The sequence below is a fragment of the Brenneria rubrifaciens genome (assembly GCF_005484945.1).
GTDB lineage: Bacteria > Pseudomonadota > Gammaproteobacteria > Enterobacterales > Enterobacteriaceae > Brenneria > Brenneria rubrifaciens.
In genome coordinates this window covers 3,078,881-3,101,979 of the sequence record NZ_CP034035.1, presented here as the reverse complement: position 1 = coordinate 3,101,979, position 23,099 = coordinate 3,078,881, and the positions used below count along the sequence as shown (strand labels likewise).

Genomic DNA, 23,099 nt, shown 5'->3' with positions numbered 1-23,099 from the left:
CATTTGTCTGTCCGTCGGATGAAACCTTAACGACGCTGTTTTTTCTGTTTAAAGAAGTAACCGATACCCAGGATAATTAGCCAGACCGGAATCAACAGGACTGAAATCTGGATGCTTGGCGTCAGATACATAATGACCAGAATACCCGCCAGAAAGAGCAGACAGATATAGTTGCCCAGCGGATAAAGCAGGGCTTTGAACTTGGTCACCGTTCCTTCTTTATCTTTCTGCGCCCGGAACTTCAAGTGCGCCAGACTGATCATCGCCCAGTTGATAACCAGAGCGGAAACCACCAGCGCCATCAGTAGCCCAAAGGCCTTGCCTGGTATCAGGTAATTGATCAGCACGCAAAGCGCCGTTGCCAGCGCCGATACGCCGAGCGCCGCGACCGGCACGCCGCGTCGGTCAATGTTTTGCAGCGCTTTCGGGCCGTTGCCTTGTTTCGCCAGGCCGAACAGCATGCGGCTATTACAATAAACGCAGCTATTGTAGACCGATAAAGCCGCAGTCAGTACCACGATGTTCAGCACGGTAGCCACCACGTTGCTGTTCAGTTCATGGAAAATCATCACAAACGGACTGCCGCCTTCAACCACTTTACCCCACGGGTAGAGTGACAGCAGGATAGTCAGGGAGCCAATATAGAAAATCAGGATACGGTAGATAACCTGATTGGTGGCGCGCGGAATGCTTTTTTCCGGTTCGTCGGCTTCGGCCGCGGTAATTCCGACCAGTTCCAAACCGCCAAACGAGAACATGATGACGGCCATCGCCATGACCAGCCCCGAAACGCCGTTCGGGAAAAATCCGCCCTGCGCCCACAGGTTGGTGATCGTTGCTTCCGGGCCGCCGGTGCCGCTGAGTAACAGCCAACCGCCGAATGCGATCATACCGATAATGGCCGCCACTTTGATGATGGCAAACCAGAATTCCATTTCACCGTAAATTTTGACGTTCGCCAGATTAATGGCGTTAATCACCAAAAAGAAAACGGCGGCGGAAACCCAGGTTGGGATATCAGGCCACCAATATTGCACGTAAATACCCACGGCGCTCAATTCGGCCATTGCCACCAGAACGTACAAAACCCAATAGTTCCAGCCAGAGGCGAACCCGGCAAAATCACCCCAGTATTTATAGGCAAAGTGGCTAAAAGAACCTGCTACCGGCTCTTCCACCACCATTTCGCCAAGCTGACGCATGATAAGAAAAGCAATCAGCCCGCCGATCGCGTACCCCAAAATTACCGACGGTCCAGCCATTTTGATGGTCTGGGCGATACCGAGAAACAAACCAGTACCTACCGCGCCACCTAAGGCAATCAACTGGATATGACGGTTTTTTAAGCCACGCTTTAGCGCGCCGTCCTGATGTTGATCATCCATCAAATTTCACCCTCTGCCATTATGAGTAAATAAAGACTGACGCCACAAGCACAGTTGTATTAACTCTTTTACGTTTGCGTAATTTTATTTTTACGGTAAAGCGCAGGCTAATATCCTGAGACCTCTACCGTTTGTCAGAGAATAATGATAAGCCCACCAGATTGCACTGATTTCTTGCTCAGAAACAAATAAAATCACCGCCGCATTAAGGTTCTGTTCATCGTTATGGCCAACAGCGTTTTGAACGCGTTTTCGTGTCTGATTCATCGACAATTCTGGTTGTTATTCCCTTTTACCAGAGGCAGAGAAATAGCGTGTCAAAAGGTGGGTTTACCACGAGACTAAATGAATTAATATTCAATATCTTTGCATTTTAATTCACCAGTATCATGGTTTAATTGATTAACAATTTCTGCCTCATGTTTCATAAAAGTTAAATATTAATTAGGGGGATCAAGGTGATACCCCACAAGCGTATTATTACGTTGCCTAATATTTCGCATGCGTTTGTTAAAATCTGGTGGAATTGGTGGTTTTGCTCAACGTCCTTATGGACATAAGGTGAATACTTTGTTACTTTAGCGTCACGTTTTTTAAATTGGTATTACCAATTGACTCCGCGCCGTTCGCAGAGAAGAATCCACCATGGCATACAGCAAGATCCGTCAGCCCAAGCTGTCGGATGTGATTGAGCAGCAATTGGAGTTTCTGATCCTTGAGGGAACCTTGCGTCCCGGCGAGAAGCTCCCCCCAGAGCGCGAGCTGGCGAAACGGTTCGACGTCTCCCGCCCTTCTCTCAGAGAAGCCATTCAACGCCTGGAAGCCAAAGGGTTACTTTTGCGCCGTCAGGGGGGGGGAACTTTCGTTCAAACCAATCTATGGCAAAGCATCAGCGATCCGCTGACAGAATTACTGAATACCCATCCCGAATCACATTACGATCTGCTGGAAACCCGCCACGCGTTGGAAGGTATCGCTGCGTATTACGCCGCGTTACGCGGAACCGAGTCGGATTTGCAACGCATCCGGGATTGCCATGCGGTGATTCAGCAAGCCAGAGAAGCGGGGAATTTGAACGCGGAATCGGAAGCGGTCATGAAGTATCAGGTTGCAATCACCGAGGCCACGCATAACGTGGTGTTGCTGCACCTGATGCGCTGTATGGGACCGATGCTGGAACAAAACGTAAGACAGAATTTTGAATTGCTTTATCTAAGTCGTGAAGTACTGACGCAGGTAAGCATTCATCGCGCTGGAATTTTTGAGGCGATTGTCGCTCGCGAACCGGAAAAGGCCCGCGAAGCGTCGCACCGCCATCTGGCGTTTATTGAGGAGGTACTGCTGGATCTCAACCGGGAAAATAGCCGACAGGAAAGGTCATTACGCCGGCTCCAGCAACGTAAGGATTGAGTGTCCTAACCCTAATGGATTTCGAGATGCAACTTGAAGGCCGACGGGGATGTTATGGACTCTGAATGCGGTAACTTTGACGATGAGCCTGTCTTCGTGTGCTTTAACTGATAAACCCGAGCACAGGAAGACAGGCTCCAATAAACCAACTTATTAGAGAAGATAAGGAATAACCATGTCAGATCGTTTAAATAATGACGTGGATCCGATCGAAACCCGCGACTGGTTGCAGGCTATCGAATCGGTCATCCGTGAAGAGGGTGTTGAGCGCGCGCAGTATCTGATTGATCAGGTACTGAGTGAAGCGCGTAAAGGTGGGGTGAGCGTTGCTGCTGGCAGTGCCGCGCGCCAATACGTCAACACCATCGCAGTGGAAGACGAGCCGGAATACCCAGGTAATCTGGATCTTGAAAGTCGTATTCGCTCCGCTATTCGCTGGAACGCGGTCATGACAGTGCTGCGTGCTTCGAAAAAGGATCTGGATCTGGGCGGCCACATGGCGTCTTTCCAGTCCTCCGCGACTTTCTATGAAGTGTGTTTCAACCATTTCTTCCGTGCGCGTAATGCGCAAGACGGCGGCGACCTGGTTTATTTCCAGGGCCACATTTCCCCTGGCGTCTATGCCCGCGCATTCCTTGAAGGGCGTTTGACTGAAGAACAGATGAACAACTTCCGTCAGGAAGTTCACGGTAAAGGTTTGTCTTCTTACCCGCATCCCAAACTGATGCCGAACTTCTGGCAGTTCCCGACCGTTTCTATGGGACTGGGGCCGATCGGCGCGATCTATCAGGCTAAATTCCTGAAATATCTGGAACACCGTGGTCTGAAAGATACATCCAAACAAACCGTTTACGCTTTCCTGGGTGACGGTGAAATGGACGAGCCGGAATCCAAAGGTGCTATCACCATCGCGACCCGTGAAAAACTGGATAACCTGGTCTTCGTTATTAACTGTAACCTGCAACGTCTGGATGGACCGGTTACGGGGAATGGTAAAATCATTAACGAGTTGGAAGGCATCTTCGGCGGCGCCGGCTGGGAAGTGATCAAGGTTATCTGGGGGGGACGCTGGGACGAACTGCTGCGTAAAGATACCAGCGGTAAACTGATCCAACTGATGAACGAAACCGTTGATGGTGACTACCAGACCTTCAAATCCAAAAGCGGCGCCTATGTTCGTGAGCACTTCTTCGGTAAATACCCGGAAACGGCTGAACTGGTCAAAGACTGGACCGACGATCAGATTTGGTCGTTGAATCGTGGCGGTCACGATCCGAAGAAAGTTTACGCCGCACTGAAAAAAGCGCAGGAAACCAAAGGTAAACCGATTGTTATTCTGGCGCATACCATTAAAGGCTATGGTATGGGCGAGGCTGCCGAAGGGAAGAACATCGCTCACCAGGTTAAGAAAATCAATATGGACGGCGTGCGTTACTTCCGCGATCGTTTCAATGTGCCGGTCAGCGATGAAAACATCGAAAAACTGCCGTATATCACTTTCGACAAAGATTCTGCGGAATACAAATACCTGCACGAGCGTCGTCAGGCGCTGGAAGGTTATCTGCCAAGCCGTCAGCCGAACTTCAGTGAAAAACTGGAACTGCCGACGCTGGAAGATTTCAGCACGCTGCTGGAAGAACAGAACAAAGAAATTTCCACCACTATCGCTTTCGTGCGCGCCCTGAACGTGATGTTGAAGAACAAGTCGATCAAGGATCGTCTGGTTCCAATCATCGCCGATGAAGCACGTACCTTCGGTATGGAAGGTCTGTTCCGTCAGATTGGTATTTACAGCCCGAACGGTCAGCAGTACACCCCGCAGGACCGTGAGCAGGTTGCTTACTATAAAGAAGATAAAAAAGGTCAGATCCTACAGGAAGGGATTAACGAACTGGGCGCAGGTTCGTCCTGGCTGGCAGCGGCGACGTCATATAGCACCAACGATCTGCCGATGATCCCGTTCTACATCTACTACTCCATGTTCGGTTTCCAGCGTATTGGCGATCTGTGTTGGGCAGCCGGTGACCAACAGGCCCGCGGCTTCCTGATCGGCGGGACTTCCGGTCGTACCACGCTGAACGGTGAAGGCTTGCAGCACGAAGACGGCCACAGCCACATTCAGTCTCTGACTATCCCGAACTGTATTTCCTACGATCCGGCCTATGCTTACGAAGTGGCTGTCATCATGCACGACGGTCTGCATCGTATGTATGGCGAAGCGCAGGAAAACATTTATTACTACATCACCACGCTGAACGAAAACTATCACATGCCCGCGATGCCGCAGGGTGCGGAAGAAGGTATCCGTAAAGGTATTTATAAGCTGGAAACGGTTGAAGGCAGCAAAGGTAAAGTTCAGTTGTTGGGCTCCGGTTCTATTCTGCGTCATGTGCGTGAAGCGGCGCAGATTCTGGCGAAAGACTACGGCATTGGCTCTGATGTCTTCAGCGTCACCTCCTTCACTGAACTGGCTCGTGATGGTCAGGATTGTGAACGCTGGAACATGCTGCACCCGACCGAAGAACCACGTGTTCCTTATGCGGCTCAAGTGATGAGCGATGCGCCAGCGGTCGCGTCGACCGACTACATGAAGCTGTTTGCCGAGCAGATCCGTAAATTCATCCCGGCTAGCGACTATCGCGTACTGGGTACTGACGGTTTCGGCCGTTCCGACAGCCGTGAAAACCTGCGTCACCATTTTGAAGTGGATGCGTCGTACGTCGTGGTTGCGGCACTGGGTGAATTGGCTAAACGCGGTGAAATCGATAAGAAAGTGGTTTCTGACGCCATCGTCAAATTCGATATCGATGCAGATAAAGTCAACCCGCGTCTGGCATAAGAGGTAAAGATTCATGGCTATCGAAATCAACGTACCGGACATCGGTGCAGATGAAGTTGAAGTCACCGAAGTGATGGTGAAGGTGGGCGATAAAGTTGAAGCTGAACAGTCGCTGATAACCGTAGAAGGCGATAAGGCTTCTATGGAAGTGCCTTCTCCGCAGGCCGGTGTAGTAAAAGAGATCAAAGTCGCAGTCGGTGACAAAGTGGAAACCGGCAAACTGATTATGATTTTCGATTCCGCCGACGGTGCAGCCGAAGCGGCGCCCGTTCAGGCTGAAGAAGGGAAGAAAGACGAGGCGAAACCGGCCGCTGCTGCCAGCGCCAGCAAAGAGGTTGAAGTGCCGGACATCGGCGCTGACGAAGTGGAAGTGACCGAGGTGCTGGTTAAAGTCGGCGACAGCGTTGAAGCCGAGCAGTCTCTGATTACCGTAGAAGGCGACAAAGCTTCCATGGAAGTGCCTGCGCCGTTCGCCGGTAAAGTGAAAGAGATAAAAGTCAGCACTGGCGACAAAGTGAAAACCGGCTCGCTGATCATGGTGTTTGAAGTTGAAGGCGCCGCCCCTGCCGCGGCTCCGGCGGCCAAGCAAGAAACGGCTGCTCCGGCCAAGAAAGAAGAAAAAGCCGCGGCGCCTGCTGCGAAAGCGGAAAGCAAGGGTGAATTCGCCGAGAATGACGCCTATGTTCACGCGACGCCGCTTATCCGCCGTCTGGCTCGTGAATTCGGTGTGAATCTGGCAAAAGTGAAGGGCTCCGGCCGTAAAGGTCGTATCCTGCGCGAAGACGTTCAGGCTTACGTCAAAGAGGCGGTGAAACGCGCTGAGTCCGCGTCCACTTCTACCGGCGGCGGTTTGCCCGGTATGTTGCCGTGGCCGAAAGTGGACTTCAGCAAGTTCGGTGAGATTGAAGAGATCGAACTGGGCCGTATCCAGAAAATCTCCGGCGCCAACCTGAGCCGTAACTGGGTGATGATCCCGCACGTTACACACTTCGACAAAGCGGATATCACCGATCTGGAAGCGTTCCGTAAACAGCAGAACGTAGAAGCCGAGAAGAAAAAGCTGGAGGTGAAGATCACCCCGGTTGTCTTCATCATGAAAGCCGTTGCCTATGCGCTGGAGCAAATGCCGCGTTTCAACAGTTCTCTGTCTGAAGATGCGCAGAAACTGACGCTGAAGAAATACATCAATGTCGGTGTGGCGGTTGATACGCCTAACGGTCTGGTGGTTCCGGTGTTCCGCGATGTGAACAAGAAAGGCATCATCGAGCTGTCTCGTGAACTGATGGAAGTTTCCAAGAAAGCGCGTGCCGGCAAGCTGACCGCCGGCGATATGCAGGGCGGCTGCTTCACCATCTCCAGCCTGGGCGGTTTGGGTACGACGGCGTTCACGCCTATCGTGAATGCGCCGGAAGTCGCGATTCTGGGCGTGTCTAAATCATCCACCGAGCCGGTCTGGAACGGTAAAGAGTTTACGCCGCGTCTGATGCTGCCGCTTTCTCTGTCGTTCGACCATCGTGTCATTGACGGTGCGGATGGTGCACGCTTCATTACCATCATCAATAACATGTTGTCTGACATTCGCCGTCTGGTGATGTAATCGAAAAAGCCGGCCTGACGGCCGGCTTTTTTCTGGTAAGCTGTCGTTTGTTTGCCATAGCTATCAGTGATTAAGGACAAATCGTTAGTCGCTTGTTGTTTCAAAATTGTTAACGATTTTGCAAACTACCGCGGCCAGGACACGTCCCGGTGGAAGAGGGCGTTAAGACTCAATAACAATGACGTCACAGACCCGCCGGAAATTAATTAAGAGGTCATGATGAGTACTGAAATTAAAGCTCAGGTAGTGATACTGGGGGCCGGCCCGGCAGGTTATTCCGCAGCGTTCCGCTGCGCGGATTTGGGCTTGGACACCGTATTGGTAGAGCGTTACTCCACGTTGGGTGGGGTATGTCTGAATGTAGGTTGTATCCCTTCTAAAGCTTTGCTGCACGTCGCTAAAGTGATTGAAGAAGCGAAAGCGCTGGCAGAGCACGGCATTGTGTTCGGCGAACCGAAAACCGATATTGATAAAATTCGCTCGTGGAAAGAGAAAGTTATTAAGCAACTGACCGGCGGTCTGGCGGGTATGGCGAAAGCCCGCAAGGTTAAAGTCGTTAATGGTCTGGGCAAATTCACCGGCGCGAACACGCTGGTGGTTGACGGTGAAAGCGGTAAAACGACGATCAATTTTGATAACGCAATCATCGCGGCGGGTTCACGCCCGATCCAACTGCCGTTTATACCGCATGATGACCCGCGCGTATGGGATTCCACCGATGCGTTGGAGCTGAAATTCGTCCCTGAACGTCTGCTAATCATGGGCGGCGGTATCATTGGTCTGGAAATGGGCACCGTTTACCATGCGCTGGGCTCACAGATCGACGTGGTTGAAATGTTCGATCAGGTGATCCCGGCTGCGGATAAAGACATCGTTAAAGTGTTCACTAAACGTATCAGCCAGCAGTTCACGCTGATGCTGGAAACTAAGGTGACTGCGGTAGAAGCCAAAGAAGACGGTATCTACGTGACGATGGAAGGCAAAAATGCGCCGAAAGAACCTCAACGTTACGATGCGGTGCTGGTTGCTATCGGTCGTGTACCGAACGGTAAACTGGTGGATGCGGGTCAGGCCGGCGTTGAAGTGGACGATCGCGGTTTTATCCGCGTTGACAAGCAACTACGCACCAACGTGCCGCACATTTATTCTATCGGCGATATCGTCGGTCAGCCCATGCTGGCTCACAAAGGCGTGCATGAAGGTCACGTCGCGGCCGAAGTTATCGCGGGCAAGAAACACTACTTCGATCCGAAAGTCATTCCTTCTATAGCGTATACCGAGCCAGAGGTTGCGTGGGTCGGTCTGACCGAGAAAGAAGCGAAAGAGAAAGGGATCAGCTACGAGACGGCGATCTTCCCGTGGGCGGCGTCTGGCCGCGCTATCGCGTCCGATTGCGCGGACGGTATGACCAAACTGATTTTCGATAAAGAGACGCACCGCATTATCGGTGGCGCGATTGTCGGTACTAACGGCGGTGAGCTATTAGGTGAAATCGGTCTGGCGATCGAGATGGGTTGTGACGCGGAAGATATTGCGCTGACTATCCATGCCCACCCGACGCTGCATGAGTCTGTTGGTCTGGCGGCTGAAATTTTCGAAGGCAGCATTACCGATCTGCCGAATCCGAAAGCGAAGAAAAAGTAATCTTTCGCTGAAGAGGCTATAGGGATATAAAAGTTATGCTGGTCACTTAGGTGGCTGGCATTTTTTATGGCTGCTTTACGCGTTTTATTCTCATCACCTGAAATTGTTTGCCGCCTATCGGAGACGTTAATGATGTAAGTAGATATGAATATCCTATTATATATTTTTCAATTTGTAATCTAATGTAATGGAACTGCAACGCGATAAATGTAACTTAATCAGCGGTATCAATCATATAAGCAGTCTCAACAATAAGGATGATTTAAACATGGAAAAACTCAGAAACTATGCAATTAAAGGTGTAGCGACCTCAGCACTGTTTTTAGCTCTTCAATCCTCGGCGTTCGCTATTACCTGGGTTTGCGCACCGCCTGATGCCAAGATGGCATTGTGTGGCCCTATAATCTGTGAAGTCCCTTGCTAACGGGCGCGTAAGTCTTAGGTATCGATTTCTGATTTATTACACTTGAGAGCGATCTCATCCCTATTGGCGCAGTACCCATACATCGGATTCACATGTACGCTGCGCCAATTTCTTTACACCGAATACGGCAATGTCCGGGTTAAATCAATAGCGTGATCAGATAGTGCAGATCGCCTTCCTTTTTTTTAACGCGCAGCAGTCGGCAAAGTGTTCGCTGTTAAGATGCGGCAACACGCCGAGCGTATGATACCGCTTAGCGCGAAGATCGGTGGTTTTGGCCGCAGTTTCCTGACGAGTCACTCGCCTTGAGGGTTGAGCCTTCGCCTAGACTAGAACGGTAAACTGGTGGATGCGGGTCAGGCCGGCGTTGAAGTGGACGATCGCGGTTTTATCCGTGTTGACAAGCAACTGCGCACCAACATGCCGCACATTTATTCTATCGGCGATATCGTCGGTCAGTCCATGCTGGCTCACAAAGGCGTGCATGAAGGTCATGTCGCCGCCGAAGTTATCGCGGGCAAGAAACACTACTTCGATCCGAAAGTCACTCCGTCTATTGCGTATACCGAGCCAGAGGTTGCGTGGGTCGGTCTGACCGAGAAAGAAGCGAAAGAGATCAGCTACGAGACGGCGATCTTCCCGTGGGCAGCGTCTGGCCGGGCTATCGCGTCCGATTGCGCGGGACGGTATGACCAAACTTTTATGGCTGCTTTACGCGTTTTATTCTCATCACCTGGAATTGTTTGCCGCCTATCAAAGCCGGTAACGATGTAAGTAGATATGAATGTCCTATTATATATTTTTCATTTTGTAATTTAATTTAATGCAACTGCAACGCGATAAATGTAACTTAATTAGCGGTCTCAATCACATAAGCAGTCTCAACAACAAGGATGATTTAAACATGGAAAAACTCAGAAACTATGCAATTAAGGGTGTAGCGGCCTCAGCACTGCTGTTAGCTCTTCAATCCTCAGCGTTCGCTGTTAAATACGTTTGCGCACCGCCTGGTGCCAAGATGGCAAAGTGTGACCGTTATGTCTGTGAACAACTTTGCGAACCACCGGTGTTTAAATTGGGTTAGGTATCGCTTTCTGATTTATTACACTTGAGAGCGATCTCATCCCTATTGGCGCAGTACCCGTACATGGGATTCACGTGTACGCTGCGCCAATTTTTTTATACCGAATACGGCAATGTCCTGGTTAAATCAATAGCGTGATCAGATAGTGCAGATCGCCTTCATTTTTTCAACGCGCAGCGGTCGGCAATGTGTTCGCTGTTAAGATGCGGTAACACGCCGAGCGTATGATGCCGCTTAGCGCGAAGATTAGTGTGTTTGGTCGCTATTTCCTGACGAGTCACTCGTCTGGTGAGGGTTGAGCCGTCGCGTATAGCGTTTGAATTCAAGATCAGGGAAATGATGGTGTTACGGTGTTCCCTAGAACACAGTCAGTAACGGTGATTGCTGCTTTACGCGTTTTATTCTCATCACCTGGAATTGTTTGCCGCCTATCAAAGCCGTTAACGATGTAAGTAGATATGAATACCCTATTATATATTTTTCATTTTGTAATGTAATGTAATGTAACTGCAACGCGACAAATGTAACTTAATTAGCGGTATCAATCACATAAGCAGTCTCAACAACAAGGATGATTCAAACATGGAAAAACTCAGAAACTATGCAATTAAGGGTGCAGCGGCCTCGGCATTGCTGTTAGCTCTTCAATCCTCAGTGTTCGCTTATACCTGGGTTTGCGCGAAGCCTGATGCCAAGGTGCTGAGGTGTGACAGTAGAATCTGTGAACGCCTTTGCTAACCGGCGCGTGAGGCTTAGGTATCGCTTTCTGATTTATTACACTTGATAGCGATCTCATCCCTGTTGGCGCAGTACCCGTACATGGGATTCACGTGTACGCTGCGCCAATTTCTTTATACCGAATACGGTAATGTCCTGGTTAAATCAATAGCGTGATCAGATAGTGCAGATCGCCTTCCTTTTTCAACGCGCAGCGGTCGGCAATGTGTTCGCTGTTAAGATGCGGTAACATGCCGAGGGTCTGATGCAGCTTAGCGCGAAGATCAGTGGGTTTGGCCGCTGTTTCCCGACGAGTCACTCGCCTGGTGAGGGTTGAGCCGTCGCGTAGATAGAGTGTGACTTCATGGAAACGGGCATCCGGGTCAAGTTCGTCCGGCGGCGCGGTGTGGTCTGTTATGCGCGTAACCTTATCAGCCAATGTCAGAATCAGTGGGTCCGCCGCACCTTCCGCAAAACGCGTAAGTTTGAGTTCGCCTTCCAGCAGCGCCGCGGCAATCACATATTCCAGACTAAAACGCGCTTCTACGCCGGTGGCCGCTTTGCGGATAAAAGGGGCAATATCGCCGCCGGGCGGGAAGGCGACGGTGATGCTTTCTACACTGTCGGCAATCGATGCGCCGGTATTGTTTTGCGCTGCCCACTGTGCTCTCAGAGCGAAAGCGGCTTCCGCCGCACTATGTGTGCCGCCGCAGGTCGGGTAGCGTTTGAATTCCAGACCAGGGGAAAGGATGCGCCACGGTGTTCCCCAGGACTCGGTCAGTAACGATGGTTGCTGCTTTTGGTCGCCATGTGCGGCCAGAAAAGCCTCGATAACCTGCCCGGTATTGCCATTAAAACCGGCCTGCCCCAGCTTGACCGCTGTGACGCCAGCTCTGGCCGCGAGTCCTGCATGTAGCGGTTTTACCGCTGAACCAAACTGAGCGCGTAAACCTGCCGCCTGTGTAGCCGCCAGACCGAGGATATTTTTTGTCTGTTCAACAGATGTCTCTAGCAGACGTGCCGCCGCCGCCGCCGCCGCAACAGCGCCCAACGTGGCGGTGTTGTGGTAGCCCAGACTGTAATGGCGAGGCCCGCAGGCCAGACCGATTCTGCCGGCGACTTCGACGCCGATGACATAGGCAGTCAAAAAGGTATCTTCGGTGATTTGCGGATTTTCCGCTGCCAGCGCAAACAGCGCTGGCAGGATCACCGTGCTGGGGTGACCGCGAAACGCCGGGTGATAATCATCAAAGTCCAGCGCATGGCCAACATAACCCAGAATCAAGCTATTCGTCAGGCTGTCCGTACCATTGAAAACCTGTTTCAGCGGCGGCAAACCGCTATCGGCGATGGCGCCCTGGGTAATGGGCAGGGCCGTGGCGACAAAATCGGTTACCCCGAGGCGCGCGGCATCTATCGCCGCCTTGCTAGGTGAACTGTGTGAAATAAACTGGGCAAGGGGGGGGGTCAAGTCAGTCTGGTTAGTCATAAGCGGCAGTAAATCGGCAACAAGGATGTCTTAATCTACTGTGCTCTATTGACAAGGGATTAATAACTAAATGGAATGAATTATTTCTTTTAGTTATAAAACCTTCTAAATCAGGTTCAGAAACGACCTTTTAACTGTCCCGGTGTAATACCAAATGCGCGCCGCAGGGCGGTGGCAAAGTTGGCCGGGCTGTTATATCCCGCAATACTCGCCGCCTGCGCGATACCGACGCCGTCTTTTTTCAAAGCTAGCATGGCGCGCTGTAAACGGCAGTTACGCAGGTATTCAAATACCGTCATGTTGAATGTCTGACGAAAATGACGTTGCAGCGTGCTTTCACTCATATTGAAACTTTTGGCAATCTCGCGCATTGAAAGCTGGTCGGCCGTTCCGCTTTCCAGCATGTCTCTGACCTGCTGAATACGGTGGAATCCCCGCAGCGTAACGCCATTGGTTTTTTCCTGTACCGCGCTGGCCGTCAGGGAGGTGAAGGCTTCAATAATCAGACTCATGCACTGGGTTTCAAGATAAAGACGCTGGAGCGGTGTTTTACAGGGTTCCGAGTTCAAGATTTGCATAGCAATCGCCAGCGCCTGGCGGGAGGGCGTCCACAGGTGGGTGGCGAGGTGTGTCTGGGTAAAGTCATAGATTGTCCGCCAGTCACTGACGCTATCCAGCAGGTTACCGTATAGCCATTCGCGGCTGAAGGTCAGTGAAATAGTGCGCTCATATTCATCACGCTTACCAACGCGCGTAAAAAAGGTAGGTTCGGTCAGCATGACCAGTGAGGCGGGCTGATGTTCCCCCAGATGGAAGTGTTGTTCACCAAATGTCACATGCGCCGTGCCATTCACCACGATGGCGAGTTTTATCGCACCATTAAGCATGCCCTGAGTTTTCATATTATGCAGGTTGATAACGTCGGCGGTATGTAACGTCACATGCTGATTCAACGCAATAACGCTGAAACTGCCAAAGAGTACGGGCTTATCATCCCCCCATTTGGGACCGAGCAGACGATAGTCATTCGTTAGCAGGCTGGATTGCTCAACAATGTGATTTTTATAGATGGATTTCGACGATGGAATATCATGTAGCATGATTCTCCCCTTGTGGTGTCTGGTTATTCCCCGCCATTTTGATGTTTTGGCAAAACAATTTGCTGTTAGTGCAAACCTCATCCCGAATCACAAATGTAACAATGACTGCGCCAAAATGGTAATGCAAATACTTCTCAATAGCATTTTTCGTTGAGGAGTCGCGCTGAGTTGATCATGTGCATTCTCCATTTTCGGCAAAGCGGAGAAGAGGGGCTAATGATTATAACGATTCGCGGTTGGCGCTAATGCGCCCTGAGATCAACACGTGATGCTTTCCTTCCCGTTTTCTCCCTGTCGCTATCGAGCACTTTTTTCTGGTTGCCGTTAGGTGTGGCGGTGTCCGTGACGGCGACGGGAACGTTTATTCACAAGACTTATCGATCTATTACAGGGCAGGATGATTTTGATGAAATTACCATCACAACGCCGTTATCTGGCGATGCTCATTGGCGCTAGCTGTGGGATGACCTCTTTTTTGACCGTTGCTCAAACGGTGACGGCAACATCTGATGAACCTGCCGCACAGGTTCATCATCAGGCCGAAAATCGTAAGGCATCAGATGATACGATAGTGATTACCGCAGCCGAGCAGACCCGGCAGGCTCCGGGGGTGTCGGTGATTACCGCGGAAGATATCAGTAAACGTCCCCCAGCTAACGATCTGTCAGAGCTGATTCGTACCATGCCGGGGGTGAACCTCTCTGGCAACTCAAACAGCGGCTCCCGTGGAAATAACCGCCAGATCGATCTGCGTGGTATGGGGCCGGAAAATACCCTGATTCTGGTGGACGGTAAACCTGTCTCCAGCCGCAATGCGGTGCGCTATGGCTGGCGCGGCGAACGCGACACCCGCGGCGACACCAACTGGGTGCCGGCCGATATGGTGGAGCGGATCGAAGTGCTGCGCGGCCCGGCGGCAGCGCGTTATGGCAACGGCGCGGCGGGCGGGGTGGTTAACATTATTACCAAACAGCCAACCCAGGAACTGCACGGCACCTGGAATACCTATATGAATATGCCGGAGCATAAGTCTGAAGGGGCGACGAAACGTACCGATTTCAGCCTGATGGGGGGGCTGACCGATAATCTGAGTTTCCGTTTGTTCGGTAATATCAATAAAACGCAGGCCGATGCCTGGGATATCAATGACGGTCATCAATTGAATTCCAGCGCAACGACGGTTCCCGCAGGTAGGGAGGGGGTGCGCAACAAGGATATCAACGGTCTGCTGCACTGGGCGTTTATGCCGCATCAGACGCTGGAAATTGAAGCGGGCGTCAGCCGTCAAGGTAATATTTACGCTGGGGACACTGAAAACAATAACAGTAATGCCATGTCGCTGGATAAATATGGTCTGGATACCAACCGCATGTACCGGCAGAACTTTACCGTCGCACATCGTGGCTATTGGGACAGCGGCGTCAGCGCGCGTTCTTACGTCCAGTATGAAAACACCCACAATACCCGCATTTTTGAGGCGTTGTCCGGTGGGCCAGCAGGCCGTCCGACGGGAGATGAGTACACCACGATTAAGCTGGACGCTTATACGGCTCATAGCGAGGTGAATATTCCGTTTGAGACGCTGTTTAACCAGACGGCCACCGTGGGGGCGGAGTGGGTCGAACAGAAGATGAATGATCCGGCGTCCAATACGCAAACGACCGCTGAGGGCGGCAGCATCGGCACGATCGGCGATACTAAACGCAGTGACAAGATTTCGGCCCGCATCGCATCCGTCTTCGTAGAAGATAATATCGAAATGACCGATAGCACGATGCTGACGCCGGCGTTACGTTACGATCATCACAGTATCGTCGGCAACAACTGGAGCCCGTCGCTGAATCTTTCCCAGGCCCTGGGCGAAGATTTCACCTTAAAAATGGGGGTTGCCCGGGCGTATAAAGCTCCGAATCTCTATCAGTTGAATCCCAACTATCTGTTGTATAGCCGTGGCAATGGGTGTTATGGCGGCGGTTCCTGCTACTTGATGGGGAATGACGATCTGAAAGCGGAAACCAGTATCAATAAGGAAATTGGCGTTGAATTTCACCGCAACGGCTATCAGGCGGGCGTGACCTATTTCCATAATGATTATCGCAATAAGATTGAGTCGGGTGTCAATTCGATAGGGAATGCGGTCGGTGGAACCGGAAGTTATGCCGACTCTAATATCTATCAGTGGGAAAATGTGCCCAAGGCGCTGGTGGAAGGGCTGGAAGGTACGCTGAAAATCCCTGTGACGGAAGATATCACCTGGAACAATAATTTAACCTGGATGCTGCGTTCGGAAAATAAAACCACCGGCGACCGGTTGTCGGTCACGCCGGAATTCACCCTGAATTCCGCTGTGGGTTGGCAGGCAACCCACAGCGTTTCCTTCCTGGCCGACATGACCTGGTACGGGCGTCAGAAGCCGAAAAAATACAATTATCAGGGAACCCCCACGACAGGCAATGATCGGCATGAAGTCCCCCCCTATGCCGTCTTTGGCCTGAGCGGGACTTATGACGTCAACAAGTATGCCAGTGTAACGGCCGGGGTGGATAACCTGTTCGATAAGCGTCAGTTCCGCGCCGGCAATGCGCAAAGCCTTAATAACAATGGCGCGGGCGCGGGCGCCGCCACCTACAACGAGCCGGGCAGAACCTTTTTTGTTAGTCTGAATACCCGCTTTTAAGCGGCCATGTTCAGCCGGAGCGCCGCGCGTTGGTGACGGCTGGAAATGAGACATGATCAGGGGGATCGCGTTATGGTTTCCGGTGCGGGGCGTTTACTCCAGCGGATTTTTTGGGCGCTCATCCCTGTCGGGCCAACGTTGAACGTTGTCAAAAAAACGCGCCCGGCGTTTTTTTGACTTACCCCCTCCATGGGGTTCGTCCTGCGGACCGTTGCTGCGCAACGTTGGAAAACGCGCCCGGCGTTTTTTTGTTTGGCAGGTAACGTCGATGAGTAAGGGAGGAGGTGTGTACCCGCTACAGAATACGCGTGATGAGTGGTTTGACTCGGCCGATTGCGGCCGCTACCGCCTGCTGTCTTTTTGTCCTGATATTGCGCCGCCGCCGCAGGGGTGGCCGATTATTTATCTGTTAGACGGCGAACGTTATTTCCCGGTCGCGGTGTCATTGCTGGGGGCGTTAGGGAATCCGCGTTGCGGCATGGGGCAGGGTATTATTGTGGCGATTGATTACGATGGCCCGACCCGGCGTGAGCGGGACTACCGTCCTGCCGTGGAGCGCATCGTGCCGGAAGCGGACCCGCAAGGCGGGTATTATCCGTCCGGTATGGCAGGGAACGCGACCGGATTTCGTCGTTTTATTCAGGACGAACTAAAGCCGTTTATTGCACGGATATATTCGGTTGACCCTCAGCGTGACGCGTTATTTGGTCATTCTTATGGCGGTCTGTTTACTGTCGATACACTGTTGACTTCGCCGAACGGTTTTCAGCATTTTTATGCCGCCAGCCCGTCGGTCTGGTGGAATGGGGGCTACCTTATTCAGCAAGCCGAATTTTTTCCGGCAAACGCTGTGCCGCAAACGATTTCACCAGTCAATCTGGCGCTGTCGGTGGGAGAGTATGAACAGTCTCTGGCCCCCTGGGAATTGAATTTACCCGGCGTACAGCGTCTCGCGCTGCGCCAGCATCGTCTTCAACGGCGAATGGTCGACGGGATCAGGGAACTGGCGTGGGCGTTGCGGAAAGGTTCGCCGAATTTATGTGTTACGCTGGATATTTATCCTGAACAGTCGCATCAATCGGCTCCGTTATTTGCTTTGCAACACGCGTTGCGCGACCATTTCCGGCAGGCGCCTGCCGGAAATGGTCTATAAGATCTCAGAAAAAGTTTTTGATATCCCGTTTACGATACGCTGAGTAGAGCGTCTGGAGGTATTGATGGCTGAAAACGATAAACTATCGGGCAACGCATTGTCGGCATGTGATGCGGTCGGTCGTGATAACGGCTTGTGGGATGATAACTTCTGGAACCAGCGCTATGCCACGGGAGATTATGTTTATGGCACGGCGCCTAATGCGTTTCTGGTTTCACAAGCGCATCGGTTTCGTCCTGGAATGCGCGTATTGGCTGTGGCTGATGGTGAAGGACGTAACGGTGTCTGGCTGGCTGAACAAGGATTGGATGTTGTGTCGGTAGACGTTTCTCCCGTAGGACAACAAAAGGCCAAAGCGCTGGCGGCAGCGCGCAGCGTAAATCTGATCACGGTATGTGCCGATCTGGGCGAATGGGATTGGCGGAACGCCCGTTTTGATGCGGTTGTCGGCATCTTTATCCAGTTCGCTGGTCCGGCGCTACGCCGGAAAATTTTCTCTGGAATGTGCGCGGCGTTGAATCCAGGCGGGTTAGTGATATTGCATGGCTATAGGGAGGAACAACTGGGTTACGCGACCGGCGGCCCTTCCGCCATTGAACATCTTTACAGCGAATCGTTGCTACAGAATGCGTTTGGCGAGTTGGACATTCTTCATTTACGTTCTTATGACGCCGTGCTGGATGAAGGGCAGCGTCATTGCGGCCCGTCGGCCTTAATTGATTTGGTGGCGCGGAAACGGTAATGAGCGCGGCTCGGTGAATGCGATGGTGACGAAAAGCGCACCACCGCCTCAAGGATTTTCAATACTCAGGATGTCGTTCCGAGCATCGATAATCGCGGAATAGGCTGCGTGGGCGTATTGCTCTCTTCCTGACGCTCGTCCTGATCCAGGTGGAATATTGCCGCCGCCTGGGTGAGTTGATGAGCCTGCTCTTCGAGCGATGCGGCGGCGGCGGCGGATTGTTCCACCAGTGCGGCATTCTGCTGTGTGACGCTGTCCATCTCCGTAACCGCCTGGCTGACCTGATTGATTCCCTGTGCCTGTTCGTCGGAAGCTGATGCAATCTCCGCCATCAGGTCGTTCACCTGCTGAATAGAGGTAATCACGCTGTCCATCACCTCGCCGGTTCGCACCACTTGTTTAGAGCCGGCGTCGACACGGTCAACGGATTCGGCAATCAGACCCTCGATTTCTTTCGCGGCCTGAGCGCTTTTTTGCGCCAGGTTACGCACTTCACCCGCGACAACGGCGAAACCCCGTCCTTGTTCTCCGGCACGCGCCGCTTCCACGGCGGCGTTTAGCGCCAGAATATTGGTCTGGAAGGCAATGCTATTGATCATGCTCGTGATTTCGGTGATTTTGTGCGAGCTGGTGGCGATACTCTGCATCATGACACCCAGTTCGCGCTCCATTTCCCAGCCTTGTTTGGCGACTGTGGCGGCATTCTCCGCCAGTCTCGTGGCCTGATGCACATTATCGGCGTTATGTTTTACCGTGATACCCAACTCTTCCATGCTGGCGGCCGTTTGTTGCAACGCCGAGGCCTGCTGTTCCGTGCGGGAGGAGAGATCGTTATTACCGGCGCTGATCTCCGCGGTTCCCTGATAAATGGAATGGGCGCTGTCACGGATGGTGGAGACTGTTGATTTCAGGCTTTCCTGCATTTCTTTTAGATAAGGGATCAACTGACCCGCGTCGTTGCGGCCAAACTCTTCCAGGGAGCGATCGAGCCGTCCATCGGCCAGCGTGCGGAAATGTGACTTAATCAACGCCAGGGGTTTGACCACGTAGCTCGCCAGATAACGATCGGTCAGCAGCAGGATAATCGCGCCCGCGGTCATGGCGGCAATCAGGATCTTTTTACACCAGTCGACCAGTTTATAGATTTGCTGAAGCGTATGATTATCTGCTGACAACGCCTGATAACGGTTAAGCTCGGCAATAAAGGCTTCGTTCAAAGACTGAAAATCATCACGGAATAAACGGCGGTACTCGGCAAAGCGTTTTTCTTGCAGCGTCGCCAGCATGGGCTGTAATCCCTGTTCGAGCAGTTTGCCCCAGGTCGTTGTCACGTTATCCACGACCTGCCGATCGATCTGCGGATGGGGCTGTTGCTTGAATTTCTCATAGTTGTCCTGGCTGGTCTTCAAGGCATTGACGGCGGATGACACCGTGACGTCAATGTCATCCAGTTTTCCGCTCTGCATCAGCGTCATGGCCTGATTGAGACGGATTGCCGCGCGTAACGCCTGATTATTGCCGTCGGTCAACGTATTCAACCCGTCGATCTGCGTATTGCCGATAGTCAGGAAATGCGTCGCCTGATTAAGTGATGACAGTGTGAACCATGAGACGCCACCCCATAACAGCAGAAAAAGGCTGAGAATAATCAATAACACTTTTCTGATGGTGATATTCCGCAAAAAAGACATAACGACTCCCGATGTGTCAATATTGTCCTAACTATTAATAGCCTATCGGCAACCAGAGAAATTATTTGCATACTGATTTATTATGAGCATGGCGCTAATGTATGCCGTGCGATCCTTGATTCACCAAAGCCAGAAAGTTGTGGGAGGATCTGTGCCTAACAATGTTATTCTGCTCATCGTCGGCAATGATCGTGCCGTGTTTTTGAACCGGTTAAAAAAACATTAATGTTGCTATTATGTGAACAAATTAACAATCGATTCAAATCCTGATATGCTGACGAGGCTGGGCCGGACACTCTACTACCTTACCTCCACACGCTTACATCCAGGCATGGACATCAAGAGCGGAAACAAGAGCGCCGGGCATAACGAAGACAATGAGAGCGAGGATAAAGTCGTGCTAGAAGAATATCGTAAGCACGTAGCCGACCGGGCTGCACTGGGAATTGTTCCCAAGCCGTTAGATGCGACGCAAATGGCAGCGCTGGTTGAGTCACTAAAGAACCCACCCGCAGGCGAAAAAGATGTTTTACTGGATCTGTTAGCCAACCGCGTTCCCCCTGGCGTTGATGAAGCCGCGTACGTAAAGGCGGGTTTTTTGGCTGCCGTTGCAAAAGGTGAAACCGCTTCTCCCCTGGTAACACAGGAGAAAGCCGTTGAACTGCTGGGCACCATGCAGGGGGGTTACAACATCCACCCGTTGATTGACGCGCTGGATAGTGGCGCGCTGGCGCCGATTGCCGCCAAAGCGTTGTCTCACACCTTACTGATGTTCGACAACTTTTATGATGTGGAAGAGAAGGCAAAAGCCGGCAACGATTATGCCAAACAGGTTATCCAATCCTGGGCGGATGCCGAGTGGTTCCTGTCCCGCCCTGAGCTGGCGGAAAAGATTACCGTAACCGTATTTAAAGTGACCGGCGAAACCAATACCGATGACTTGTCGCCTGCGCCAGACGCCTGGTCGCGCCCGGACATTCCTCTGCATGCGCTGGCGATGCTAAAAAACGCCCGCGAAGGCATTGAGCCCGATCAGCCGGGCGTGGTTGGTCCAATCAAACAAATAGAAGAACTGAATAAAAAAGGCTTTCCGCTGGCTTACGTAGGGGATGTGGTCGGCACCGGATCTTCACGTAAGTCCGCCACCAACTCCGTGCTGTGGTTCATGGGGGACGACATTCCCTTTGTGCCTAACAAACGCGGCGGCGGCGTAGTGCTGGGCGGTAAAATTGCGCCCATTTTCTTCAACACCATGGAGGATGCCGGCGCGCTACCGATCGAGGTGGACGTCAGCGACCTGAATATGGGGGATGTGATTGATATCTACCCATACAAAGGGGAAGTTTGTCGCCATGACACCCATGACGTGCTGGCCAGGTTTGAACTGAAAACCGACGTACTGCTGGATGAAGTGCGCGCGGGCGGACGTATCCCGCTGATCATTGGCCGTGGACTGACCGCCAAAGCCCGTGAATCTCTGGGACGGCCGCACAGCGACGTCTTCCGTATTTCTAAAGCGGTGGCGGCCAGCGCCAAAGGCTTCTCGCTGGCTCAGAAAATGGTTGGTCGCGCCTGCGGTGTTGCCGGTATTCGTCCCAACGAATACTGCGAGCCGAAAATGACCTCAGTCGGGTCGCAGGACACCACCGGGCCGATGACTCGCGATGAGCTGAAAGATCTCGCTTGTCTGGGCTTCTCCGCCGATCTGGTGATGCAGTCTTTCTGCCATACGGCAGCGTATCCGAAGCCGGTTGATGTGACCACGCACCACACCCTGCCTGATTTCATTATGAACCGCGGCGGGGTTTCCCTGCGTCCGGGCGATGGCGTTATCCATTCCTGGCTGAATCGTATGCTGCTGCCGGATACCGTGGGAACCGGCGGTGATTCCCATACCCGTTTCCCCATTGGTATTTCTTTCCCGGCGGGATCGGGGCTGGTGGCTTTCGCCGCCGCAACGGGGGTGATGCCGCTGGATATGCCGGAGTCCGTGCTGGTTCGTTTCAAGGGCAAAATGCAGCCGGGCATTACGCTGCGCGATCTGGTGCATGCCATTCCGCTGTACGCCATCAGGCAAGGTCTGCTGACCGTAGAGAAAAAAGGGAAGAAAAACATTTTCTCCGGTCGTATTCTGGAAATCGAAGGCTTGCCGGATCTGAAAGTGGAGCAGGCGTTTGAATTGACGGACGCCTCGGCGGAACGTTCCGCCGCGGGCTGCACCATCAAGCTGGATAAAGCGCCGATCGTTGAGTACCTGAATTCCAACATCGTTCTGCTCAAATGGATGATCTCGGAAGGCTACGGCGATCGCCGTACGCTGGAGCGCCGTATTCAAGGCATGGAAAAATGGCTGGCCGATCCGCAACTGCTGGAAGCGGATGCCGATGCGGAATATGCGGCGGTGATTGATATCGATCTGGCAGAAATCAAAGAGCCGATCCTGTGCGCGCCAAACGATCCGGACGATGCGCGCTGGCTGTCTGACGTGCAGGGCGCAAAGATCGATGAGGTCTTTATTGGTTCCTGTATGACCAACATCGGTCATTTCCGGGCGGCGGGTAAACTGCTGGACAGTCACAAGGGCCAACTGCCCACGCGTCTGTGGGTGGCGCCGCCGACTAAAATGGACGCGGCTCAACTGACGGAAGAAGGCTACTATAGCGTGTTCGGCAAGAGCGGCGCGCGGATAGAAATCCCTGGCTGTTCGCTCTGTATGGGAAATCAGGCGCGAGTGGCCGACGGTGCGACGGTGGTTTCCACCTCCACGCGTAATTTCCCGAACCGTTTAGGAACCGGCGCCAATGTTTATCTGGCTTCCGCGGAATTGGCGGCCGTCGCGTCGCTGCTGGGCCGTCTGCCGACGCCGGAAGAGTACCGGATCTATATGGATCAGGTCGATGAAACGGCGCAGGACACCTACCGCTACCTGAATTTTGATCGTCTGGGTCAATATACGGAAAAAGCGGATGGGGTGATCTTCCAGACCACCGTATAAATCGCTATAGTCCATCTCTTCGGGGAGGCCACTGTGCCTCCCTTTTTTATGACGGGCGCCACCCTTCGGAACGCCGCGGGCGACATTGAAAATCGCGCCCGGCGATTTTTCACCGTCAACTTTGCGGGTTGTCACTGCGGTGAGGCGGGATG

General features: G+C 52.4%; 12 protein-coding genes and 1 pseudogene. 9 read left to right on the top strand and 4 right to left on the bottom strand.

Annotated features, from left to right (window positions below):
• Positions 1–26: 26 nt before the first annotated feature.
• Entirely contained in the window at positions 27–1,385 is a 1,359-nt protein-coding gene (locus tag EH207_RS14040) for an amino acid permease (protein WP_137714549.1), read from the bottom strand.
• Positions 1,386–2,030: 645 nt separating this feature from the next.
• On the opposite strand from EH207_RS14040, the gene pdhR reads away from it, so the two are divergent.
• The 5 genes and pseudogenes from pdhR to EH207_RS14015 all read left to right on the top strand — a co-directional run.
• Positions 2,031–2,795: a pyruvate dehydrogenase complex transcriptional repressor PdhR gene (gene pdhR / locus EH207_RS14035; RefSeq protein ID WP_137714548.1), complete on the top strand. Its 765-nt coding sequence runs from the start codon at positions 2,031–2,033 to the stop codon at positions 2,793–2,795.
• A 175-nt stretch (positions 2,796–2,970) separates the two neighbouring features.
• Positions 2,971–5,634, top strand: a complete 2,664-nt coding sequence (gene aceE / locus EH207_RS14030) for a pyruvate dehydrogenase (acetyl-transferring), homodimeric type (RefSeq protein WP_137714547.1) — start codon at positions 2,971–2,973, stop codon at positions 5,632–5,634.
• Between the two features lie 13 nt (positions 5,635–5,647).
• Positions 5,648–7,231, top strand: a complete 1,584-nt coding sequence (gene aceF, locus EH207_RS14025; protein WP_137714546.1) for a pyruvate dehydrogenase complex dihydrolipoyllysine-residue acetyltransferase — start codon at positions 5,648–5,650, stop codon at positions 7,229–7,231.
• Positions 7,232–7,450: 219 nt separating this feature from the next.
• Positions 7,451–8,875, top strand: a complete 1,425-nt coding sequence (gene lpdA, locus EH207_RS14020; protein WP_175413683.1) for a dihydrolipoyl dehydrogenase — start codon at positions 7,451–7,453, stop codon at positions 8,873–8,875.
• Positions 8,876–9,632: 757 nt separating this feature from the next.
• A pseudogene (locus tag EH207_RS14015) lies at positions 9,633–10,005 on the top strand (FAD-dependent oxidoreductase); the annotation flags it as partial.
• Positions 10,006–11,260: 1,255 nt separating this feature from the next.
• On the opposite strand, the gene EH207_RS14010 reads toward EH207_RS14015, so the two are convergent.
• Both EH207_RS14010 and EH207_RS14005 read right to left on the bottom strand, forming a co-directional pair.
• Positions 11,261–12,589: an MmgE/PrpD family protein gene (locus EH207_RS14010; protein WP_137714544.1), complete on the bottom strand. Its 1,329-nt coding sequence runs from the start codon at positions 12,587–12,589 to the stop codon at positions 11,261–11,263.
• A 116-nt stretch (positions 12,590–12,705) separates the two neighbouring features.
• Positions 12,706–13,689, bottom strand: a complete 984-nt coding sequence (locus EH207_RS14005) for a helix-turn-helix transcriptional regulator (protein ID WP_246048891.1) — start codon at positions 13,687–13,689, stop codon at positions 12,706–12,708.
• A 406-nt stretch (positions 13,690–14,095) separates the two neighbouring features.
• Between EH207_RS14005 and EH207_RS14000 the strand changes: the two genes are divergently transcribed.
• From EH207_RS14000 to EH207_RS13990, 3 genes are all read left to right on the top strand, one after another.
• Positions 14,096–16,366: a TonB-dependent siderophore receptor gene (locus EH207_RS14000; protein WP_137714542.1), complete on the top strand. Its 2,271-nt coding sequence runs from the start codon at positions 14,096–14,098 to the stop codon at positions 16,364–16,366.
• 268 nt (positions 16,367–16,634) lie between these two features.
• Positions 16,635–17,519: an alpha/beta hydrolase gene (locus EH207_RS13995; RefSeq protein ID WP_246048890.1), complete on the top strand. Its 885-nt coding sequence runs from the start codon at positions 16,635–16,637 to the stop codon at positions 17,517–17,519.
• Positions 17,520–17,583: 64 nt separating this feature from the next.
• A complete protein-coding gene (locus EH207_RS13990) occupies positions 17,584–18,261 on the top strand; it encodes an SAM-dependent methyltransferase (RefSeq protein ID WP_137714541.1) in 678 nt (225 codons plus the stop codon).
• Positions 18,262–18,326: 65 nt separating this feature from the next.
• Here the strand turns inward: EH207_RS13990 and EH207_RS13985 are convergent, their stop codons facing one another.
• Positions 18,327–19,952: a methyl-accepting chemotaxis protein gene (locus tag EH207_RS13985; protein WP_137714540.1), complete on the bottom strand. Its 1,626-nt coding sequence runs from the start codon at positions 19,950–19,952 to the stop codon at positions 18,327–18,329.
• Between the two features lie 397 nt (positions 19,953–20,349).
• On the opposite strand from EH207_RS13985, the gene acnB reads away from it, so the two are divergent.
• Complete coding sequence (gene acnB, locus EH207_RS13980) at positions 20,350–22,947, top strand: bifunctional aconitate hydratase 2/2-methylisocitrate dehydratase (protein WP_137715361.1); 2,598 nt, start codon at positions 20,350–20,352, stop codon at positions 22,945–22,947.
• Positions 22,948–23,099 lie beyond the last annotated feature (152 nt).

What these genes read in the sequence shown, in the direction of transcription:
- aceF (WP_137714546.1), top strand. Translation starts at nt 5,648, where the DNA reads ATGGCTATCGAAATCAACGTACCGGACATCGGTGCAGATGAAGTTGAA.
- lpdA (WP_175413683.1), top strand. Translation starts at nt 7,451, where the DNA reads ATGAGTACTGAAATTAAAGCTCAGGTAGTGATACTGGGGGCCGGCCCG.
- EH207_RS13985 (WP_137714540.1), bottom strand. Translation starts at nt 19,952, where the DNA reads ATGTCTTTTTTGCGGAATATCACCATCAGAAAAGTGTTATTGATTATT.
- EH207_RS13990 (WP_137714541.1), top strand. Translation starts at nt 17,584, where the DNA reads ATGGCTGAAAACGATAAACTATCGGGCAACGCATTGTCGGCATGTGAT.
- EH207_RS14040 (WP_137714549.1), bottom strand. Translation starts at nt 1,385, where the DNA reads ATGGATGATCAACATCAGGACGGCGCGCTAAAGCGTGGCTTAAAAAAC.
- EH207_RS14000 (WP_137714542.1), top strand. Translation starts at nt 14,096, where the DNA reads ATGAAATTACCATCACAACGCCGTTATCTGGCGATGCTCATTGGCGCT.
- EH207_RS14005 (WP_246048891.1), bottom strand. Translation starts at nt 13,689, where the DNA reads ATGCTACATGATATTCCATCGTCGAAATCCATCTATAAAAATCACATT.
- EH207_RS13995 (WP_246048890.1), top strand. Translation starts at nt 16,635, where the DNA reads ATGAGTAAGGGAGGAGGTGTGTACCCGCTACAGAATACGCGTGATGAG.
- pdhR (WP_137714548.1), top strand. Translation starts at nt 2,031, where the DNA reads ATGGCATACAGCAAGATCCGTCAGCCCAAGCTGTCGGATGTGATTGAG.
- EH207_RS14010 (WP_137714544.1), bottom strand. Translation starts at nt 12,589, where the DNA reads ATGACTAACCAGACTGACTTGACCCCCCCCCTTGCCCAGTTTATTTCA.
- aceE (WP_137714547.1), top strand. Translation starts at nt 2,971, where the DNA reads ATGTCAGATCGTTTAAATAATGACGTGGATCCGATCGAAACCCGCGAC.